At 62.4% G+C, this 19,848-nt stretch carries 16 protein-coding genes; 6 read left to right on the top strand and 10 right to left on the bottom strand.

What is annotated here, in order from left to right:
• Positions 1-18: 18 nt before the first annotated feature.
• Positions 19-141, bottom strand: a complete 123-nt coding sequence (locus tag I6L45_RS20130; protein WP_081843838.1) for a hypothetical protein — start codon at positions 139-141, stop codon at positions 19-21.
• Between the two features lie 304 nt (positions 142-445).
• On the opposite strand from I6L45_RS20130, the gene yjbD reads away from it, so the two are divergent.
• The gene (yjbD, locus tag I6L45_RS08100) at positions 446-730 is read left to right on the top strand and encodes a DUF3811 domain-containing protein (RefSeq protein WP_043762593.1); all 285 of its coding nucleotides are present in this window, start codon (positions 446-448) and stop codon (positions 728-730) included.
• 392 nt (positions 731-1,122) lie between these two features.
• Entirely contained in the window at positions 1,123-1,332 is a 210-nt protein-coding gene (locus I6L45_RS08095; protein ID WP_010675897.1) for a cold shock domain-containing protein, read from the top strand.
• 178 nt (positions 1,333-1,510) lie between these two features.
• Here I6L45_RS08095 and I6L45_RS08090 read toward each other — a convergent pair whose 3' ends face one another.
• Both I6L45_RS08090 and I6L45_RS08085 read right to left on the bottom strand, forming a co-directional pair.
• A complete protein-coding gene (locus I6L45_RS08090; RefSeq protein WP_216983915.1) occupies positions 1,511-2,896 on the bottom strand; it encodes an ATP-binding protein in 1,386 nt (461 codons plus the stop codon).
• Positions 2,897-2,903: 7 nt separating this feature from the next.
• The gene (locus tag I6L45_RS08085) at positions 2,904-3,626 is read right to left on the bottom strand and encodes a response regulator (protein ID WP_043762590.1); all 723 of its coding nucleotides are present in this window, start codon (positions 3,624-3,626) and stop codon (positions 2,904-2,906) included.
• Positions 3,627-3,826: 200 nt separating this feature from the next.
• On the opposite strand from I6L45_RS08085, the gene I6L45_RS08080 reads away from it, so the two are divergent.
• Complete coding sequence (locus I6L45_RS08080) at positions 3,827-4,183, top strand: hypothetical protein (protein ID WP_216983914.1); 357 nt, start codon at positions 3,827-3,829, stop codon at positions 4,181-4,183.
• A 57-nt stretch (positions 4,184-4,240) separates the two neighbouring features.
• Here the strand turns inward: I6L45_RS08080 and I6L45_RS08075 are convergent, their stop codons facing one another.
• Both I6L45_RS08075 and I6L45_RS08070 read right to left on the bottom strand, forming a co-directional pair.
• Entirely contained in the window at positions 4,241-4,660 is a 420-nt protein-coding gene (locus I6L45_RS08075) for a hypothetical protein (RefSeq protein ID WP_216983913.1), read from the bottom strand.
• A 132-nt stretch (positions 4,661-4,792) separates the two neighbouring features.
• On the bottom strand, positions 4,793-5,794 hold the full coding sequence (locus I6L45_RS08070; RefSeq protein WP_216983912.1) for a sensor domain-containing diguanylate cyclase: 1,002 nt from the start codon (positions 5,792-5,794) through the stop codon (positions 4,793-4,795).
• Between the two features lie 408 nt (positions 5,795-6,202).
• Here I6L45_RS08070 and glnK point away from each other — a divergent pair, with 408 nt between their 5' ends.
• Positions 6,203-6,541: a P-II family nitrogen regulator gene (gene glnK / locus I6L45_RS08065; protein WP_134697147.1), complete on the top strand. Its 339-nt coding sequence runs from the start codon at positions 6,203-6,205 to the stop codon at positions 6,539-6,541.
• 25 nt (positions 6,542-6,566) lie between these two features.
• Entirely contained in the window at positions 6,567-7,808 is a 1,242-nt protein-coding gene (locus I6L45_RS08060; RefSeq protein WP_043762584.1) for an ammonium transporter, read from the top strand.
• Positions 7,809-8,126: 318 nt separating this feature from the next.
• Here I6L45_RS08060 and I6L45_RS08055 read toward each other — a convergent pair whose 3' ends face one another.
• Positions 8,127-8,303, bottom strand: coding sequence for a hypothetical protein (locus I6L45_RS08055; RefSeq protein ID WP_216983911.1), 177 nt, complete (start codon positions 8,301-8,303; stop codon positions 8,127-8,129).
• A gap of 71 nt (positions 8,304-8,374) precedes the next feature.
• Here I6L45_RS08055 and I6L45_RS08050 point away from each other — a divergent pair, with 71 nt between their 5' ends.
• Positions 8,375-9,319 carry a LysR substrate-binding domain-containing protein gene (locus I6L45_RS08050; RefSeq protein WP_216983910.1) on the top strand — a complete coding sequence of 315 codons (945 nt, stop codon included), beginning with the start codon at positions 8,375-8,377 and terminating at the stop codon, positions 9,317-9,319.
• 284 nt (positions 9,320-9,603) lie between these two features.
• Here the strand turns inward: I6L45_RS08050 and I6L45_RS08045 are convergent, their stop codons facing one another.
• The 4 genes from I6L45_RS08045 to recC all read right to left on the bottom strand — a co-directional run bounded on the left by I6L45_RS08045 (position 9,604) and on the right by recC (position 19,700).
• Positions 9,604-10,590 (bottom strand): FRG domain-containing protein, encoded by a 987-nt coding sequence (locus I6L45_RS08045; RefSeq protein ID WP_216983909.1) that lies wholly within the window; start codon positions 10,588-10,590, stop codon positions 9,604-9,606.
• 94 nt (positions 10,591-10,684) lie between these two features.
• Positions 10,685-12,724, bottom strand: a complete 2,040-nt coding sequence (gene recD / locus I6L45_RS08040; RefSeq protein WP_216983908.1) for an exodeoxyribonuclease V subunit alpha — start codon at positions 12,722-12,724, stop codon at positions 10,685-10,687.
• Positions 12,721-16,326, bottom strand: coding sequence for an exodeoxyribonuclease V subunit beta (gene recB, locus I6L45_RS08035; RefSeq protein WP_216983907.1), 3,606 nt, complete (start codon positions 16,324-16,326; stop codon positions 12,721-12,723). Before recB ends, recD begins: the two co-directional genes overlap by 4 nt.
• 2 nt (positions 16,327-16,328) lie before the next feature.
• Positions 16,329-19,700, bottom strand: coding sequence for an exodeoxyribonuclease V subunit gamma (recC, locus tag I6L45_RS08030; RefSeq protein WP_216983906.1), 3,372 nt, complete (start codon positions 19,698-19,700; stop codon positions 16,329-16,331).
• Positions 19,701-19,848: the final 148 nt, after the last annotated feature.

Here is a 19,848-nt window from a genome sequence, read left to right as displayed (position 1 = left end):
ACAACAGTGAGGGGAGCGTTACTTCATCGCGCTGCCATTTTTCAGGTCGGCTTTCTGCCGTTTGGCCTCGCGCTTCTCTTTCAGTGACATCTGCGGTTTTTTCTTGGCATCTTTGCCGTGATGCTGTTCTTTGTTGCTCATCATCAGACTCCAAAAAGGTTACCAGGACAGTTGGAACGAAATTCCAGCATGTCAGCCGAATCGTAAAACCAGTACGCTAGCAGTGACGATCAGTAATCGCACTGACCTCAGCATACCCCCAACCTTCCGTCGGGATCCAGCCTCACAGCGGCAAGGCCAGGCAGGGCCTCCAATAGGCACACTTCAGGGATCAGCAGCCACACATGAGACAAGGAAGGCACTTTTCACATCGGACAGTCGATGAGACGAGTTCCCCTGATGGATGTGTGTTAGGGTGGCCATTCACCTGCCGCAGGATAGCGCCATGAAGAAGCTGGAAATGAAAGATCTGACCGAGACCGAGAAGGCCGAGATCGCCCTCCTGGTGCAGAAGGCCCAGGCCAACGCCGATCACACCCTGACCAACGGGGAGCGCAACAAGATCCGGGAGGCCGGGCGACTGAAGATTGCCGCGGATCGCGCCAAGGCAGCAAAGGATGCCTCAGCACTGGCACGGGAAAAGGCCAAGGAGCGTGCCAGGGAGCAGGTGTTGCCAGACACCTTCAACTGGGCAGACTCAGTCAGCAACAAATTCCGTGGCAGACGATAATGTCAGCATGAAAGCTTGAGGATGAAAACACCATATAAAACATTCATTTCGGTGTTTACCTCCACTCACCCCAACAGGACAGACAAATCGTCCATTTACATTACAAAAACAAGCATAACCAGCCGGAGTGGCCAGTACAGAGAAAACAGAATACCAAGATAAAGATTGCCATGACGGAGTGTGCGTGTTCTAATCGTTTTCGATGGTTCGGTAGTTCAGACCTGATTATGTTAGGCAGTCATCTTAAAGCAGTGATTTGTGCATAGAGTTGTCCCGGATAATTCTTGCCAGATAATTTCCCTCTTTAGTGCTCCCCATACGTATTGCTGACGAAAAATCATGGATTGCCACCCCGAGTGGCGTTTCAATATCACTATTGTAAGGAAATTATCATGTCCAAAATGACTGGTACCGTAAAATTCTTCAACGCCGAGAAAGGCTTCGGTTTCATCTCCCCGGCTGACGGCAGCAAAGACGTGTTCGTTCACTTCTCCGCCATCCAGTCCAACGGTTTCAAAACCCTGGAAGAAGGTCAGCGCGTTGAGTTCACCATCGAGCAAGGCCAGAAAGGCCCGGCTGCTGCGAACGTCGTTCCGCAGTAATTCAAGCCGGAGCACCTTCCCCTCTACGGGCAAGGGCCTCTGCAAGAATTGAAAAAACCCGCTTCGGCGGGTTTTTTGTTGGCTTTTTTCCGGCTGGCCGGCTGGTTGCCCTGCTGCCATCTCGCCACGGGCAACAAAAAGGGCACCCTGGTGGTGCCCCATTTCCTGGTCAGGTTCCTTACAGGGGCAGGCTGATCCTCGCCTCCAGCCCCCCCTCTTGGCGATTGTGCAGGCTGAGCTCCCCGCCGTGCTGATGCACCAGAGTACGGGCGATGGCGAGCCCCAGCCCCACGCTGCCAGACTCGGTGTTGCGGGCCTCGTCGAGGCGCACGAAGGGCTTGAACACCTCCTCCAGCTGGTTCTCGGCGATCCCCGGCCCCTGATCACAGACCAGGATCAGCAATTCGGATTCGGTACGCAGCAGCGACACCTCGGCCCCCCCCGCGTACTTGATGGCGTTGCCGATGAGGTTTTGCAGCACCCGGCGCAGGGTATTGGCCCGACAGGCATACACCTGCTTGCCCTCGGCCAGGCAGGTAACCGGCTGCCCCATGTCGGCGTAGTCGTCGCACAGGCTCTCCAGCAGGCTGACCAGATCCAGCTCCCGGGTCGCCTCCTGCTGCCCCTCCTCCCGCGCAAAGCTCAGGGTCGCCGCCAGCATCTGCTCCATCTGCAGCAGGGTCTGCTGGAATCGCTCCTTGTCCTCCCCGTCCGCCAGAAACTCGCTGCGCAGCCGCAGGCTGGTGATGGGGGTGCGCAGGTCATGGGAGATGGCGGCCAGCATCCGGGTTCTGTCCTGCACGAAGCGATCGAGGCGGGTATGCATGCGGTTGAAGGCCTGAATGGATTCGCGGATCTCGATGGGCCCCTCTTCCCGCAGGGGTTCTATGTCCTCACCACGCCCCAGCCTGTCCGCGTTGGCGGCCAGCTGCTTGAGAGGCAGGGTCGCACGGCGGAACAGCCAGATCATCAGACCGATGACCAGACTCGCCACCAGCAACAGGTTGAGGGTGGTCTGCCAGGACCAGCTCGCCGTCTCCTTGTCCACCAGGGAGCTGAACTGCAGCCAGCCACCGTTGGGCAGCTCGATGGAGCCGTAGAGTCGCATGTCCTGGGGCGGCGGCATGCCGTTTCGCTCCTTCATCATGCGGTTGTGATGCTGCCAGGCCCGGCTGCGCTGGACGTCCTGCTTCAACTCGGCGCTGATCTCCACCGCCAGGGAGGAAGGGTAGCCGAGCTTGGCCCGCACCAGCTTCTCGTAGCGGGGGCTGCGGTTGTCTGGCAGCAGCGGCTCGTCGGAGAGGCGCAACAGCAAAGTCTCGCTGCGGCTCGCCTTGAGGATCTCGTGATAGAGGGAGGGGGGCGAGAGGGAGAGCAGGCGCACCACAGAGATGATGCGCTGCATGGCGTTGCGGCTGTTGACGTAGCCAAGCGCCTCCTCCCTGTCCGAGCGGTAGATCTGGATGCTGAGCAACTGGATCAGCACCAGCCCCGCCAGGGCCACCAGCACGATCTGGCCGGTCAGCCCCTTGGGCAGCAGCCTGGCGAAGACGCGCTTGATCATAGCGCGCTCACTCCTGGGTCACGTCGGCGGCGAACAGGTAACCGCCGCCCCAGATGGTCTTGATGAGCTCGGGATTCTTGGGATCCCGCTCCAGCTTGCGCCGCAGGCGGCTCACCAGGGTGTCGATGGCACGATCGAAGGCCACGGCCTCCCGGCCCCGGGCCAGATCCAGCAGCTGATCCCGGCTCAGCACCCGTTGCGGGCGCTCCAGAAAGACCTTGAGCAGATCGAACTCGGCGGTGGAGAGGCTCATCCCCACCCCTTCCTCGTCCACCAGCTCGCGGCGATTGATGTCGAGCAGCCAGCGGTCGAAGCGCAGATCCCGGGTCAGTGTCTCGGGGACGGGCAGGCTCTCCGCCTGGGTGCGGCGCATCACCGCCTTGATGCGGGCCAGCAGCTCCCGGGGATTGAAGGGCTTGGAGAGGTAGTCGTCTGCCCCCATCTCCAGACCGATGATGCGATCCGTCTCCTCCCCCATGGCGGTGAGCATGATGATGGGCAGGCGAGACTTGACCCTGAGCTCGCGGCACAGGGTAAGACCATCCTCTCCCGGCATCATCAGATCCAGCACCAGCAGATCGAACTCCCGCTCGTCCAGCAGCCGCTTCATCTCCTTGCCATCACGGGCACAACTGACGCGCATGCCGTGCTGTTCCAGAAAGCGCTTGAGCAGATCGCGGATCTCGCTGTGGTCGTCGACCACCAGAATATGAGGGCTGCCTTGGTTCATCACTGTCTCTCCCGTTATCGAGCTGGGGCGATTATACGAAAATCAACCGGGCGGGTTGTGTCAAAGTGTGCCAGAGCGGCAAGATGCCACACTCTGCTACAAAATAGTCCTGTACTGGCAAAGTTCAGACACTTCCACGGTGTTTACTGAGTACCAAGGCGAAACAGCCTGTACCCGTATCAATCCGACAGGAGTTACCCATGAAAAAGCTGACCAAGACCCTGCTGACCGCCACCCTGATCCTCGGCCTGCCGCTTGGCGCCTACGCCGCCAGCGAGGCTGTCTCCACCGCGCAACCGACCCAGGCCATGGCCACCAACTGCTCCATGGACGGTACCGGCATGATGGGCGGCAAGCACCATGGCAGCCGTCACGACAAGATGGCCCGCATGCAGAACATGACCCCGGAGCAGATCCAGGCCCACCTGCAGCAGCGCTACGACAAGATTGAAGATCCGGCCAAGAAGGCCGAGTTCGTGAAGAACCTCTCCCAGCGCGCCGACGGCATGATCAAGCACGCGGAAGTGATGAAGCAGTTCGCCGAAGCGAACCAGTAATTCGAAAGCAGCAAAAAGGGGCCCGCAGGCCCCTTTCTTTATACACGTCGTTCAGACTCAGGCCTTGGTCTTGTCGGCCAGGTTCAGGGTCTTCACTGTCTCCCCTTCGAACTTGATCACCACGTTCTTCTGGGCCACTTCGGACTCCTTCAGCAGGGAGGCGGTGGTCTCGGCCAGCAGCGGAGAGGCCTTGTTCAGGGCGCTCAGGTCGTAGGTCCACACTTCCAGACCTTCTTCGGTCAGGGTGCTGGCCGGCTCGCCCAGCTTCTCCTTGATGGCCTGCTTGTTGGAGCCGCCTTCCTTGATGTCCAGGGCCGTTTTGATCGCCTCGTTGGAGGCGGTGTCCATGGCGCTGCCCGCCATCTCCTTGGCGGTGCTGGTGACGCTGCTGGTCACGGTGTCAGTCAGGGCATCCATCAGGCCGGCGTGGGCAACCAGGGGCAGGGTAGTCAGGGCAATCAGAAGGCACTTCTTCATGAAGATACATCTCGCAGGAATGAAAAGAGCGCGCATGAAACCAGCGGGATGAAATGGCGTCAAGAAAATCCCAAGATCAAGTCGTATCCGGGGGGGTAAACCTGTCCATCGCCTCCGACCAGTGACGCCGGCCTAGCCGCAGAGCTGATCCTTGCCCGCCAGCTTGGCCCGATAGAGGGCCCGGTCCACCCTCGCCATCAGATGATTCAGGGGCTCGTCAGGGTCGGACTCCACCAGTCCGAAGCTCAGGGTGATGGGCTCCACCCCCTGGACCCTGGCGTAGCCCAGTCGCTGTCGCAACTTTTCGGCGACCTTGTGGGCCTCCCCCAGGCGCGTATTGGGCAGCACCAGCATAAACTCGTCCCCGCCCCAGCGGGCCAGCAGATCGATCTCGCGGATGCAGTCCCGGGTCAGGCGCACTATGTCGATCAGGGTCTGGTCGCCGACCCCGTGACCATAGCGATCGTTGATCTGCTTGAAGTCGTCCACGTCCATGGCGATCACGGCGAAGGGCTCCTTGAAGCGCCTGGCGCGCTCATACTCCAGCCTGACGCCGTGCTCCAGCCGATAGCGGCTGGCCGCCCCGGTCAGAGAGTCCGTCTCCGCCAGGCGGCGGTTTTCTTCTACCTGGTGTTGCAGCTCCAGATTGAGCCGCTCCAGCTCGGCGGTGCGCTCCGCCACCAGCTGTTCCAGGGAACGGTTTTGCAGCTCCAGCCGCAGGTAGAGCTCCCGCTGGGCGTGGATGTCCCGGTGCGCCCCTATCATCCTGGCCACGGAACCGTCCGGATTGCGCGCTATGATGCGCCCACAATCCTCAATCCAGATGTAGTCGCCGTTGCGGCAGCGGCAACGGTACTCCACCCGGTAATCAAGCTCGCTTCCGTTCAGATAGGCGTCGAAGCGCGCCATGACCCGCGCCAGATCGTCCGGGTGGATCACGTTCTCCCAGGTCAGGACGGAGTTGTCGAGGGAATGCGGCTCATACCCCAGCATCTGGTACCAGCCGGGATTGCGATAGACGTAGCCGGTGTTGGCATTCCAGTCCCAGATACCATCGCTGACGACCTGCAGAATGCCGTGCACCACGGCCTCGTTGAGATCCGGGATCACGAGCGTGTCATTGTCTTGCAGCATGGGAACCATCCTTGTTCTGCTACGTGGCCACCACGGGTGGGCGGCCCGGTTCCGAATAGTGAATCACGGTAAAAAAGGCAACCTGCCGGCCGGGATCCGTGGTGGCGGTGGAGCCCCTGTGCCCCGCTTATGACAGGGTTATCGGCCCGCCACCATTTGTCTGAATAACAGTAGCAGTCACCCTGCCTCAGGTCTTGGAGGGGAGTCACGCTCCTGCCGCATTTCCTTGCGACCCGGCTTGCACCAATCGGGTGCACACCTTTGGCGCAGCCCTGCCCACATTGGGCACGCCGCTGGCAGCCGCCATGCGGGAATTAATCAAACAATTGAATAATAAGATAAAAATTCTTGGCCCAATATTTGCCACTACCAATACGTGAGTGAACCACCATGGATTGGGGACATTGCATGAAATTGATTACCGCCATCATCAAACCGTTCAAGCTCGACGACGTGCGCGAAGCCATCGCCAATCTCGGCGTCGAGGGGCTGACGGTCTCCGAGGTCAAGGGGTTTGGCCGCCAGAAGGGGCACACCGAACTCTATCGGGGCGCCGAATACCAGGTGGATTTTCTGCCGAAGGTGAAGCTGGAGATCGGCACCCTGGCCGACAACGTCGAGCCGATCATCGAAGCCATCAGCAAGGCCGCCTACACCGGCAAGATAGGTGACGGCAAGATCTTCGTCTACGACCTGCAGGCCGCCGTGCGCATCCGCACCGGCGAGACCGACGCAGACGCCCTTTGATACGACTGGAACTGAGGAATACGACATGGAAGAGTTGATCAAATCCGTTAGCGAGCTGCGCTATGCACTCGACACCTTCTACCTGCTGATCTCCGGCGTGCTGGTCATGTGGATGGCCGCCGGGTTCGCCATGCTGGAGGCCGGCCTGGTCCGCGCCAAGAACACCACCGAGATCCTGACCAAGAACATCCTGCTCTATGCCATCGCCTGCATCATGTTCCTGCTGGTTGGTTACAACATCATGTACGTGGACAACACCGCCGGTGGCTGGCTGCCGAGCTTCGGCAGCCTGATGGGCAGCCAGGCGGACGACGCGGGCCACTCCCTGCACTCCGACTTCTTCTTCCAGGTGGTCTTCGTGGCGACCGCCACCTCCATCATCTCCGGGGCGGTGGCCGAGCGCATGAAGCTCTGGTCCTTCCTGCTGTTCTGCGTGGTGATGACCGGCTTCATCTACCCCATGGAAGGCTTCTGGACCTGGGGCGGCGGCTTCCTGAAAGAGGCGGGCTTCTCCGACTTCGCGGGCTCCGGCATCGTGCACATGGCGGGCGCCGCCGCTGCCCTCGCCGCCGTGCTGCTGCTCGGCCCCCGTCGTGGCAAATATGGCAAGCAGGGCGAGATCTACCCCATCCCCGGCTCCAACCTGCCGCTGGCGACCCTGGGCACCCTGATCCTGTGGATGGGCTGGTTCGGCTTCAACGGCGGCTCCCAGCTCGCGCTCTCCAGCGCCGCTGACGCCACCGCCATCGGCACCGTCTTCGTCAACACCAACGCCGCCGCGGCCGCCGGTGTGGTCGGCGCCCTGCTGGTCAGCAAGCTCACCTGGGGCAAGGCGGATCTCACCATGATCCTCAACGGCGCCCTCGGCGGCCTGGTCGCCATTACCGCCGACCCGGCCTCCCCCAGCCCGCTGTTCGCCAGCCTGATCGGCGCCCTCGCCGGTGCCCTGGTGGTCTACGCCATCGTCGCCTTCGATCGCATGAAGATCGATGATCCGGTCGGTGCCATCTCGGTACACGGGGTGTGCGGCCTGTTCGGCCTGATGGTGGTGCCCTTCTCCAACGAAAGCACCACCTTCGGTGCCCAGCTGCTGGGTGCCGCCGTCATCTTCGGCTGGGTCTTTGTCGCCGCCCTGGTCGTCTGGAGCCTGCTCAAGGCCACCATGGGCCTGCGCGTCAGCGAAGAGGAAGAGCTGATGGGCGTGGACATGCACGAGTGCGGCATCGATGCCTACCCCGAGTTTGTCAGCGTCAAATCCAGCCTCTGACGAGAGGCGTTGAAGGCGGGGCCGAAGGGAAACCTTCGGCCCCGTTTTTTTTGGGCCCTTCAGGCCAGGGGAAATGACGCTGGCGGGCACACCTTGCCGGGGCCAGAGGCACTGGGTGGGATGCCATCGCCCTGTCCGGATCGTCTGGCCTGTCAGGAAAACACGGCAATACGCCGATGAGCCTATTTCCGCCTGAATGCGGAGGTGAATAAGGCCCACCGCGATAATAGGCGATGCCGCTATTTTTCGGGTAATAAGCAGAGTGGTAAAACAGGGGGCGTTAATAATGGCTGCACCCACAAAACTATAAAGAGCGCCTCAATACCTTATTTTATTGCTGGCATGGTCTTGCCGCCGGTCGTCTTCATGGCTGACGCCCATGTCGTTTTTCAACCAGCCGGAGATATCCTCCAGATTGCACTCCCGGGCCAGCCTGGCCTTGCCGGTGAATATATTCATGATCGATTCGATCAGATTGCTTCCTGCCGTTTCCATGATAACCTCGCCTTGATTTCGCCGTTTGATATGGCGTCGAGTGTTATTAATCCGGGCCAGGAAGGCCAACGATGAAAGCTAACCAGACACATAAGCGCAAGTTATACATCGCCCAGATCGGCGCCCTGCACACCTTCGAGGCGGCGGCCCGCCACGGCAGCTACTCCCGCGCCGCCGAGGAGCTCTTCATCACCCAGGCGGCGGTCAGCCAGCAGATCCGGGGGCTGGAGCAGAGTCTGGGGGTCAAGCTGTTTGTCCGCGAGGGGCGCAACATGCGCCTGACCGAGCGGGGCACACGCCTGCTCCCCTGGGTCAGCCAGGGCATGGCGGCGTTCGAACAGGGCATGGCCGCCCTCGAGTGCGAACCCCTGGCAGGGGTGCTGAACGTCACCGTCAACCCCTCCTTCGCCAGCCGCTGGCTGATGCCGAGGCTCTGGCGCTTCGTCGAGCGCCACCCCGAGGTCGAGGTGCGCCTCAACGCCAACCCCCAGGTGCAGCCCATAGGCCGGGGCGGCATGGATCTGGCGATCCGCTACTGCAACCGGGTCGACCCCGAGATGAGCTCCTGCCTGCTGATCCGGGAGTGCGTCTTTCCGGTCTGCTCGCCGGCCCTGGCCGAGCGGCTGCAGCGCATCGAGGATCTCTACGATACCGTCATCGTCTCCGGGCCCGACTACGCCGGAGTCTCGTGGGAGAAGTGGCTGCAGGAGTCGGGCTATCGGCTCGACCTGAGCCGGATCAAGCGCTTCGAGGTCAACAACAACAGCCTGGCGATCGACATGGTGCTCTCCGGTAAGGGGGTGGCCCTGAGCCGCAACGTGCTGGCGGGGGATCTGATCGCCAGCGGCCTGCTGACCCGCCTCTTCACCAGGAGCTATCACCCCGACAACGACTACCACCTGATCTGGGATCCCGACTCCCCCAGACTGGCCCGGATCCGCTGCTTTATCGACTGGCTCAAGGAGGAGGTCGCCCAGGGCCCCGGCTGCCAGCCGGATATACAGGCCGAACCATAAGTCTGAGGCGGTTGGGGAGTGTGGATATCAGACACTCGCATCTCTGGCTTGCCGAAATCCCGGCCAGGGGAGACTCCAATTAGGTGATCGTCGGATTACGCGACCGTCCGATTACGCTTCGCTAATCGAACCTACATATCCCCAATAAACCAATCATCCGAATCAGATCAAAGGAGGCCAAAACTCCCTTCTCCCGATTATTAAAAAAGGAGGAGAAGGGCTGGGGATGAGGGGAAGGAAAAAGAGATCACACGGAAGACATTGGGCTTATCTACCTTCACAACCTATTCGACATCATCCGTAATTGAGGCGACGACCCCATTTAAAGATGGCTCGATTTTTATCCAATCAATACCCATGCTGAGAATTTTTCTCCTGAGAGGAAGTCTTTCCGAATCTGGCAAAATGAATAACCTTGGTTTTAAGCTAAGATTTTTTAAACTCTCAATTGCCATGGGGTGTTCATTAATTTTTCCAATAATACTCTGATCAAGAGATTTCAGACCATCCGTTGGCACAAATATATGATTAGTAAACGAACCAGACTGCGCAAGTATATTCATATTGTCTACCTTTGGTACATGTATCACTTTAATCGCATTGATTAACTTTGCTAAGTCCAACAAGAGCTGAGGGATAATCCATATTGAGATGGATTTACTCTTTACTCTCTTGGTTGCAAAAAAAACGGCAACTAAAGGATTTGTTGTCCAATCAAGTAGGCGTGTAGGCACTCCATAATGTTGAGCTAACGCCAACAACCGATATGATTCATCTCTTGGCCAGCACATATTAAAAAAATTTTTATCAATCATCGGATTTAAAATGCGTTCAGAGTGCGCAATGCAAGCCTCCAAGACATCCCTTTCAACATGTAACCCGAGTCTGTCTGCACCAATAACAAACTTTGAAAATTTATCCACCTCATTAAAGTGAGCCTGCCCAGTACTGATAAAGTCATGATGACTACAACTAACTTGGCTCCGTCTATTTTTCGAATTCATTTCTCTGACAGAGCTAGGCTCAAGCTTCCACCTGCTATCTGCATGCCCTCTGAAAATAAACTTATGATGATACTGAAAATATTCACTTTTTATCAATGGAGATCGATGCCCCAAGGCATCCAGTAAATCATCTGCATTCTTAAAGCGATACTCGATATAAGATTCATGTTCCCTGGGATAAGAACCAAAAATCTCTCCATTATATATTGGTTGCCCCTCATGAAGTCCACTGAAGAGATCTAGTCCTGTTCTTACATCCATTTTCATATAACTACCACCGTAGAATAATATTATTAGGGGTGTAGGAAAAATCAGTAAATCATATTAAAACGGCGGCAACTCCCTTTACCGCCGCCATCAATCACTCCCCCAACCTCTGTGCCAATCCAGAATAACGCTCGGTCTTTTTCCTGACCGCCTGTGCCAGCAGGGCGCGATCACCGTAGAGATCGAGGCGGGCCTTGGCGCGGGTGATGCCGGTGTAGACCAGCTCACGGGTCAGCAATGGGCTGGGGCTGTCGGGCAGTACCAGCACGGTATGGGCAAACTCCGAGCCCTGGGATTTGTGGATGGTCATGGCATAGACGGTTTCGTGGGGCGGCAGCCGGCTGGGCAAGAGGGCCCGCAGGGTGCCGTCCGGCTGCTCGAACCAGACCTTGAGCCGCCCGCTTTCATCGGGCAGGCAGAGCCCCATATCGCCGTTGTAGAGGCCGACCCCGTGATCGTTGCGCACCACCATCACCGGGCGACCGGCATACCAGTCACCATCGCGGGCAATCAGCCCCGCCCGTGACAGGGCCAGTTCGAGCCGCTCGTTGAGCCCCTCGACCCCGAACGGGCCGTCGCGCAGGGCGCAGAGGATCTGGAAGCCGTTGAATGCCTTGAATACAGCGGCGGGCTCCTCCCCCGCGCGGGCCGCCTTCAGATAGCTGCCGTAACCGGCCACCCCCTGGGCAATCAACTCGTCATAGGCCTCCCCCGCCCAGGGGTGCAGGCTGATATCCGTAAAACCCGCGCCCCAGACAGCCTCCACCGCCGCCGCATCGCCGCCGTTGCAGGCGCGCGCCAGCTGGCCGATGCCCGAATGCTGATCGAAGCGCCAGCTCTTGGAGAGCAAACAGAGGCTGTCGCGCACCGGGGCCCCTGCGGGCGAGCCCTGCAAGCGGTAGCCGGTCTGGCGGGAGAGCCACTCTGCCTGCGCCGGGCTGATGCCCTGCGAGGTAAAGCTGCAGATATCGCCGAGCACGGCCCCCGCCTCCACCGAGGCGAGCTGATCCTTGTCGCCGAGCAGGATGAGGCGAGCGTGGCTTGGCAGGGCGTCCAGCAGGCGCGCCATCATGGGCAAATCGACCATGGAGGCCTCATCCACCACCAGCAGGTCGAGGTGCAGCGGGTTGCCTTTGTGGTGGCGGAACTGGCTGCGCCCCGGGATCACCCCGAGCAGCCGGTGCAGGGTGCCCGCCTCGGTGGGGATGGCCTCGACCCACTCGGGGGGCAAGTCCAGCGCCTGCAGGGCAGCGCCGATACTCTCGGTCAGACGCGCCGCCGCCTTGCCCGTGGGGGCCACCAGCCGGATCGCCGGGGCCTTGCCCCCTTGCAGGCCGGTCTCCACCAGAATGGCGAGCAGCTTGGCGACCGTGGTGGTCTTGCCGGTGCCGGGGCCGCCGGAAATGACCGCAAAGGGGCGCGCCGCCGCCGTGGCCGCCGCCAGCTTCTGGCCGTTGCAGCAGAGCGCCTCGGGCACCAGTGCATCCAGTTTGCTCAGGTCGTTTGCAGCCTGGGCGCTGGCCAGCAGGGCCTCGATGGCGGGCCACTCCACTTCGCTTGGGAACACCAGATCCAGGTACTTCTCGATAAAGTGGCGGGCCGAGAAATCCGGGGCGAGGCGGGCCTTGAGCAGGGCCCCGAACACCAGGCCGTAGTCGCGGGCAAAGAGGCGCGACAGGGCCGGGGCAATCTCCGGCCATTCGGCGCGCTCGCTCAAGGCACGAAGATGGCGGGCCACCCCCAGTTCAAAATCGTGATAGCGGGTGAGGTAGAGGCGGCCGTGCCAGAGCCGCAACGGCCAGCGCGGGGCTTCCCCTTCATCCTGTTCGCCGCCAACCAGGGGGCTTGCCGCAAACAGGGCGGGCCAGCTCGCCAGATCCGCCAGATCGGCCAGCAGATCCCGGCCCTGATCCGGATCCAGCCCGAACGGGCGCAAGGATCCGGCCGTCAACATTTCAAGCGGCAGGCAGACATGGCCACGCCCCAGCTCGAAGCAGGCGAGCGCCGCCCCCAGCACCAGCTCGGGGCCGCCGCCAAGGTCTGCCACCAGCTTGGCAAATTGCAGATCCAGCTGGCGGATACGCCCCGCCAGCGCCAGGGCCTTGAGCCGTTCGATCATGACTACGCTCTTCATGCTTCTACCCCGTTATCCGAAACTTGTACGAGGGCGGGCGTAGCCCCCTCGCTAAACAGCCGATCCAGCCCCAGCACCAGTTCGCGGCTGGGGCGAGTATGGAAAATGCCCCCCTGTGGCATGCCGCGCAGGAACAGATAGAAGACGCCGCCAAAGTGCTGGTCGAAGTCGTAGCCTGGCAGGCGCAGGGCGAGCAGCCGGTGCAGCGCCAGGGAGTAGAGCTGGTATTGCAGGTCGTAGCGATGCTCCACCATGGCCTGCTCCAGCGCCGATCGGCTGTAGTCGGCCGGGCTCATGCCGAGGTGGTTGGATTTGTAGTCGAGCAGATACCAGCGCCCCTGCCACTCGAACACCAGGTCGATAAAGCCCTTGAGCATCCCCTGCACGGTGGCGAAGCTGAGCGGCTTGTTGCCCCGCGACAGCGGGTCGTGCTGCTGGCAGAGCGCGGTCAGCGCCTGTGCCGTCACCCGCCCCATGGGCAGGAAGAACTCCAGTTCCACCTGCTTGCGCTCGGGGGCCAGATCCCGCAGCCGTAACGGCTCGCCAAAGCCCGTTTCAAGCGGCGTATCCAGCACTGCCTCCACCTGCTGTTGCAGCACTTGGGCCCAGCTCTCGTCGAAGCCATCCTGCGACAGCAGGGTGGCGATATGCTGTGCCAGCGGCTCGCCGCCCGCGCTTTGAAAGTCGATGGTCTCGAACAGGCTGTGCAGCAAAGTGCCGGGGCGCGCCCCCTTCGGGAAGGTGAAGATGGAGGGCTGGGGCACCTGCACTGGCTCTTCGGCAGCCAGCGCGGCCGCCTCGGTGACCACCTCGTCATCGAAGCCGGGGTTGGCCAGCACCCCCTTGCTGTGACCGTGGCCCTGGGCCGCGAGCCCGGAGTAGGAGCTGATCCACCAGTCCCGCTCAAGGGTGCCGCCAAAGCGGCGCACCTGCGGCTCACCCAGTTGATCCTCTTCTGCCGGAAGCGGGGCCGGGCGGGTGAGCGAGGGCTCACCGACGGCCACTCCGGGCAGATCTTCAGCAAGCGCACTGAGGGCGGTGGCCAGGGTTGCGGCGTCCCCCTCCTCCCCCTTTTGCAACAGGTAGCCGATGGCGGTCTGGTGCAGGTCGGTCTTCTCCGACTTGCCGTTGCCGGAGCGCACCGGCGCCAGCCCCAGCCAGGTGGCGTAGACGCCCCGGGTCAGCGCCACGTAGAGCAGCCGCAGATCCTCGGCGAGGCGCTCCTTGTCGGCCTCCGCCAGAGACTCCTCGGCACCGGTAAGATCGAGGATGGTGCGATTGCCCGCCTCATCGGCCTCGTGATAGAGGGGGGTATCGGCGCTGCGGTGGCTGCAGATAAAGGGGAGGAACACCAGCGGGTACTCCAGCCCCTTGGATTTGTGGATGGTGACGATCTGCACCAGCTTGCGCTCGGACTCCAGGCGAAGTATCTGCTCCGCATCCTGGCCGCTCTGGCGGTTTACCGCCTCCCCCAGCCAGCGCAGCAGGGCGTATTCGCCGTCCAGCTCGCTGCTCACCTGCTGCAAGAGCTCCCCCAGATGGAGGAAGTTGGTCAGCCGCCGCTCCCCGTAGGGGCTCGCCAAAAGCGATGCGGCGAGATTGCGCCGGTGCAGCAGGGCGCGCAGCATGGCCAGCACGCCGCGCTTGTGCCAGACCTTGCGGTACTCCATAAACTCCTGCACCGCGCTCTCCCACACCCGCTCGTCGGAGGCAAGCTCGTCGAGGGCCTTGGCGTCGAGATCGAACAGGCCGGTGGCAAGCGCCGCTCGCAGGCTCCTCTCCTCGCTCGGGTTCTGGCAGGCGTGCAGAATGAGCAGGATCTCCCGCGCCTCCACCTGTTCCAGCACGCTCTCGCGATTCGACAGATACACCGAGGCGATGGCGAGCCGTGCCAGCTCCTGCTGCACCAGCTTGCCCTCGGCGCCGGTGCGCACCAGCACGGCGATATCGCCGGCTTTGACCGGCTCACTGCCGATCAGCGCCTTGCCCTCCCGGGCCAGGGTCAGCAGGCGGTGGATCTCCGCCGCCGTGGCGCGGGCCATCTTGCTCTGGTAGTCCCCCCGGTTGAAGGTGGGCTGGCCGGTGAGTTGCCAGCAGTGCAGCACGGGGGCGGTTTCGCCGTCGAGGCGCAGCGCCTTGCTCTTGCCCTGCGCCGCCACCGGCAGGAAGGGGATATCCGCCTCGTAGATAAAGGGATCCTTGGCTCGCTCGAACAGGCCGTTGACCGCCGCCACCAGGGCGCCGCTGGAGCGCCAGTTGCGCCCCAGGGTGTAGTGGGCGCTCACATTTCGCCGCGCCTGAATGTAGGTGAAGATGTCGGCGCCGCGAAAGCCGTAGATGGCCTGCTTGGGGTCACCGATCATCAGCAGCGCCGTGTCTTTATGGCCGCCATAGAGCCGATGGAAGATACGGTATTGCTGGGGGTCGGTATCCTGGAATTCATCGATCATGGCGACCCGGTAGGTGGCGCGAATGCGCTCGCAGAGCCGCTCGCCAAGGCTGGAACCCAGCGCACCGTCGAGGTCTTTGAGCAGATCGTCGAACGAGAGCTGATGGGCCTGACGCTTGCTGGCCTGCATCCGGCTGCGCACCACCACGGCGGCCCGCTGCAGGATAAGGTCGCGGATGCCGGGGCGGCTCGCCAGCAGCGCGTCGATCTCGCTGAACAGCGGCAGGGTAGGCACCACCCCCCCCTTCTTGAGGTTTTCCTCCAGCACCGTCTGGCCGAAACGCTCCAGCTCCTTGGGAATGGCGTAGCCGCTCGCCTCGTCCTGCGCCCAGGCGGCTATCTTGGCGAGCCACCCCTCGTAGTTCTTGCCGGTGTAGCGGCTGATATGGCCGTCGGTCTGGCGGCGGATCTCGTCCACCTGCGCCAGCCAGGCCGCTTTCACCGCCTCGATACGGGCCATGGCCGCCTGATGGCGGGCGGCCAGGGTCTCGTCCCCCGCCGGTGGGCGCATCTCCAGCTCGCTGTTGTCGAGCCAGCCGTTCATCTCCCGCAACAGGGCGGCGGGGCTTGGCCAGAGCGCGCGCACGGCGCTCGCCAGGGTTTTATCCACCGGATAGAACTCGGCGCGCCAGTAGTCGCTCACCGCCTGCAACCTGAGCTGGCTGTCGTCGGTGAGAAATTCGGTTTCGAAGAGGGCGCCCGACTCGAAGGCGTTCTGTTTCAGCATCCGCTGGCAGAAGCCGTGGATGGTGAAAACCGCCGCCTCGTCCATCTGCCGTTCGGCGGCCAGCAGGCGGCGGGCCGCCAGTTCGTGATCCTCCACCTCGGCTAGCAGCTGGGCCAGCAGGGCATCGCCGCTTTGCCCGCGCATAAAGGCGAGGCGCGCCTCGTGGATGCGGCCGCGGATCCGCCCACGCAGCTCGGCGGTGGCCGCCTCGGTAAAGGTCACCACCAGGATCTCCGTCACCGACAGGGGCCGCTCGTGAGCGCTAGGCTGACCGGCGTCTTCCCCCTCTTCAATGAGCGGACCGTGGCCCAGCAAGAGGCGCAGATAGAGGCCGGCGATGGTGTAGGTCTTGCCGGTGCCGGCAGAGGCCTCGATCAGCCGCTCGCCATGGAGGGGAAAACGCAGGGTATTGAGCGGGTTAGCCATGATTACATCATCTCCATGGTGGTCAGCAGCGGGGTCAGGTGTTCCCGGGCCAGCGCCTGCAGCTGGGCCAGCACCTCGTCATCGAGTTCCGGGAAGCAGCGGGCGACATAGACGTCCTGCCCCTCCCCCGTCACCATGTAGCCGCCGTTGAAACGGGCGAGGGCCGCCTTGTCGGCCGCCTCCGGTTTCTCCGGATCCTTCTCGATCTCCTTGATCCACTCCCAGGCGGTGCTGGGGAAAAACGGCAGCGGCCGCTTCATCCCCTGGGTCCAGAGGGCGACCAGGGCCGCCAGTCTGGGGCGGGCTTCGTCGGCAGGGAGCCTGGGCAGTCGCAGACTCTGCTTGGCGTCGAACAGCAGGGTGTCGCCGGGGGCGTCGCTCAAGGAGAGGCAGAGGTGCTGGATCCAGCCCAGCAGCAGATCCTTGCCGTTGAAGCTGCCGGGTTTGATCACCAGCAAGCGCCCCTGCTGGGTGTCGATCCACCCCTGCAGCTGGCCCTGGGTCAGGGAGATATCGATCTCCACCGCCTGTTTGTCCGCCTCATTGGCCGCCACCCAGGGGCGCAGGCGCGCCGCCAGCTTGCCCATCTCGGCATCCAGATCGTCCAGCAGCAGGCTGCCGAACCAGCCCTGGGGCAGCAGGCCGGAGAGCTGCAGGCGCTGGCGACGCGTGCTCACGCTATCGCTTCGCTCCGGGCTCTCCCCCTCTGCCAGATGGGCATCGAGCAGCAGCGCCTTGAGCTGGTAGTGCTGCAGGCCGTCCAGCTCGAACGGCTCGCTGTCCTCGATCTCGGCTTCGTCCAGCTCGAACCACACCTTGAGGCGGCGGTTGAGGAAATACTTGGCGGGCTGGCGATAGAAGCGCAGCAGCTCCGCCAGCTCCAGCCCCTGCTCTTTCCCCCATTCGGGGGGCAGCGGCAGCTCGCCGCTCTGGAAGTTGGCGGCCCCGCGCTGCGGGCTCAGGGCCGGCAGCCAGTCGGCGGCATAGGTGAAGAGGCCGGAATCCGCCTCTGGATAGAAGTAGCTGCGGCTGTAGGGGGTGAGCGGGTGTTCGACGATCAGGTGTTCGAGCAGCCGCTTGCCTGACGTCTCGTCGTCGAGCGCCTCATCCCCCGCCAGCACGAAGCCCTGACGCACATAGTCGATAAGCTCGGCCAGCAGCACGGAGGGCACCTTCTCGCTGTTGTCCTGGGCGCTGAAACCCTGATAGCTGATATAGAGCCCCTGCTGGGCGCTCAGGAGCGCCTCGAGGAAGAGGTAGCGGTCGTCATCGCGACGGGAGCGATCCCCGCGCCGGCCGGCCACCGCCATCAGGTCGAACCCCATGGGCGGCAGGGTGCGCGGGTAGACGCCGTCGTTCATGCCGAGCAGGCAGACCTGCCGGAAGGGGATGGAGCGCATCGGCATCAGGGTGCAGAAGTTGACCTGACCGGCGAGGAAGCGCTGGCTGGAGCGGGACTCCCCCAGCACGCTGCCGAGGTAATCCTGCAACAGATCCGCGCTGATGGCCTGCTCGAAGCGGGCTTCGCCGAGCTGGGCGAGCCACTCCGCCAGCTGGCTGCGAATAAGCTGCAGCTGGCGCTCTTCATCCTCGTCGGCCAGATAGAAGCGCTCCAGCAGTTCGTTGAGGCAGGCGATCCACTCGGGCAGCGGCTGCGCCTGTTGCAGACGGGGCAAAAATTCCGCCAGGGAGTCGACGAACCAGGCGAGCTTGCCGAGGGCCAGCCCCTGCTGCCCCTCGATATCGGCGTAGGGCAAAATGCCGGCCACCGGTTCGCCATCCCCCATGGCAAAGCCGAGCAGCATGCGGCGCAGGCCGAACAGCCAGCTGTTGCCAGAGAGGCGCGGCAGATCGAAGCGCTCCGGGTAGCCGTCATCCAGCCCCCAGCGGATGCCGGTTTCCTGCACCCAGCGCCGCAGCTGGTTGAATTCGTCGTCATCGAGCTCGAAGCGGCGCAGCACGGCGGGCACTTCGAGGATGGCGAGCAGCTCGCCGGCCCCCAGCCGGGCGTTGGGGAGTCTGAGCAGGGCGAGGAAGCTCTGCAGCAGCGGGCTCTCCTGGCTCGCCGCCCGATCGGACACCGCGAAGGGGATCTGGCCCCGCGCGCCAAACACCGCCTGGATATAGGGGCCGTAGCTGTTCACATCCGGCATCATCACCACCACGTCTTTCGGGGTGAGGGAGGGATCCTGCTCGAACAGCGCCAGCAGCCGGTCGTGCAGCACCTCAAGCTCGCGCATCGGGCCGTGGCAGGCATGGATCTGCAGGGATCCATCGCTCGCGTCGATCGGGCTCTTGTGCTGACTGCTATCCAGCTCGAATGTGCCTGCCCCTCGCTCGGCCAGCTCCAGCACATCCTTCTGGATGGCGCGCAGCAACCTGGCCTGGCCCTGTTCATCCTGATCGTCAATATCGACGAAGGCCTCAATTTGCGGCACCTCCAGCTCCATCAGCTGGTGCAGGTAGTCGCGCCCCAGCTTGCCCATGGAGGCAAGCAGCGGGTTGGCGGGGCCCTGCAGGGTGTCGAGATCGGTGCCGGGTTTGAGCTTGTTTTCGAGGCGCGCCAGGGTCTTGCGATCGAGCAAGTCCCCCCAGTAGTAGCGGCAGGGGTTGGTGACGAAGAGATGCACCTCCACCTCATCCCGGCTGCCGAGGGCCAGCAGCGCCTCCACGTAGCGCGGTGGCAGCGCCGAGATGCCGAACACGAAGACCCGTTGGGGCAGTTTGCCCGGCAGATCCGGGGTGCGCTCCAGCTCGTGGATAAACTCCTCGTAGAGGTTGGCGCGGTGGTAGCCGCTGGGAGCGAGCGCCAGAGTGCGGGCCACCAGCTCACGCCACAGCTCCGGCTGCCAATCCTGACCGCTCACCCCGGCCAGCTCCTGGCTCAATCCCTCTCCCTGTTCCCAGCGAGCGATCCAGTCCGGCCGGTAAACCAGATACTGGTCGAACAGATCCGCCACCTTCTGGCAGAGCTGCCAGAGGCGTACCTGCTCGGGATCCTGCAATGACTCCGCGTCATCCCCACTCCCCAGATAGGCAGCCAGCGGTGCAAAAGCGGGACGGTCGAGCAGGGCGGGCAAGATGGTCATCAGCTGCCAGCTCATGGACCCCTTGTTGTAGGGGCTCTGGCGTGGCACGTCCGCCAGCACCCGGGTGAACATCTCCCAGATAAAGCTCGCGGGCAGGGGAAAGTCGATATTGGCGGCGATGCCGAAGGCCCTGGCCAGCTCCAGCTTGAGCCACTGGGCCATGCCGGGACTCTGCACCAGGATCTGTTCCCGTTCGAAGGGGTGAGAGAGGGGCGCCTGCCGGATGCGGCTCACCAGCAGCTCTTTGAGCAGATCCAGCTGATTGGAGTGGTAGAGGGTGAACATGAGCAACTCCCGCCGATGCAAAGGGGTGAGCGCGGGAAAATTCCAGGGATTCCCGCCACTTCAACAAGAATCGGGATTGTCGGGGATCGGGGGGGAAGATGCAAAAGGCACTTGTTGCCGCCGATCACGTCGTCATCACGAAGGGCAA

Origin of the sequence: Aeromonas sp. FDAARGOS 1415 (assembly GCF_019048365.1) — a bacterium.
GTDB lineage: Bacteria > Pseudomonadota > Gammaproteobacteria > Enterobacterales > Aeromonadaceae > Aeromonas > Aeromonas taiwanensis.
This window is presented reverse-complemented; position numbering and strand designations above follow the sequence as displayed.

Coding starts and splice junctions, on each gene's coding strand:
- I6L45_RS08045 (WP_216983909.1), bottom strand. CDS start 10,590: ATGAAAATGGATGTAAGAACAGGACTAGATCTCTTCAGTGGACTTCAT.
- I6L45_RS20130 (WP_081843838.1), bottom strand. CDS start 141: ATGAGCAACAAAGAACAGCATCACGGCAAAGATGCCAAGAAAAAACCG.
- I6L45_RS08060 (WP_043762584.1), top strand. CDS start 6,567: ATGGAAGAGTTGATCAAATCCGTTAGCGAGCTGCGCTATGCACTCGAC.
- recD (WP_216983908.1), bottom strand. CDS start 12,724: ATGAAGAGCGTAGTCATGATCGAACGGCTCAAGGCCCTGGCGCTGGCG.
- I6L45_RS08085 (WP_043762590.1), bottom strand. CDS start 3,626: ATGAACCAAGGCAGCCCTCATATTCTGGTGGTCGACGACCACAGCGAG.
- I6L45_RS08070 (WP_216983912.1), bottom strand. CDS start 5,794: ATGCTGCAAGACAATGACACGCTCGTGATCCCGGATCTCAACGAGGCC.
- I6L45_RS08080 (WP_216983914.1), top strand. CDS start 3,827: ATGAAAAAGCTGACCAAGACCCTGCTGACCGCCACCCTGATCCTCGGC.
- yjbD (WP_043762593.1), top strand. CDS start 446: ATGAAGAAGCTGGAAATGAAAGATCTGACCGAGACCGAGAAGGCCGAG.
- recB (WP_216983907.1), bottom strand. CDS start 16,326: ATGGCTAACCCGCTCAATACCCTGCGTTTTCCCCTCCATGGCGAGCGG.
- recC (WP_216983906.1), bottom strand. CDS start 19,700: ATGTTCACCCTCTACCACTCCAATCAGCTGGATCTGCTCAAAGAGCTG.
- I6L45_RS08075 (WP_216983913.1), bottom strand. CDS start 4,660: ATGAAGAAGTGCCTTCTGATTGCCCTGACTACCCTGCCCCTGGTTGCC.
- glnK (WP_134697147.1), top strand. CDS start 6,203: ATGAAATTGATTACCGCCATCATCAAACCGTTCAAGCTCGACGACGTG.
- I6L45_RS08095 (WP_010675897.1), top strand. CDS start 1,123: ATGTCCAAAATGACTGGTACCGTAAAATTCTTCAACGCCGAGAAAGGC.
- I6L45_RS08050 (WP_216983910.1), top strand. CDS start 8,375: ATGAAAGCTAACCAGACACATAAGCGCAAGTTATACATCGCCCAGATC.
- I6L45_RS08090 (WP_216983915.1), bottom strand. CDS start 2,896: ATGATCAAGCGCGTCTTCGCCAGGCTGCTGCCCAAGGGGCTGACCGGC.
- I6L45_RS08055 (WP_216983911.1), bottom strand. CDS start 8,303: ATGGAAACGGCAGGAAGCAATCTGATCGAATCGATCATGAATATATTC.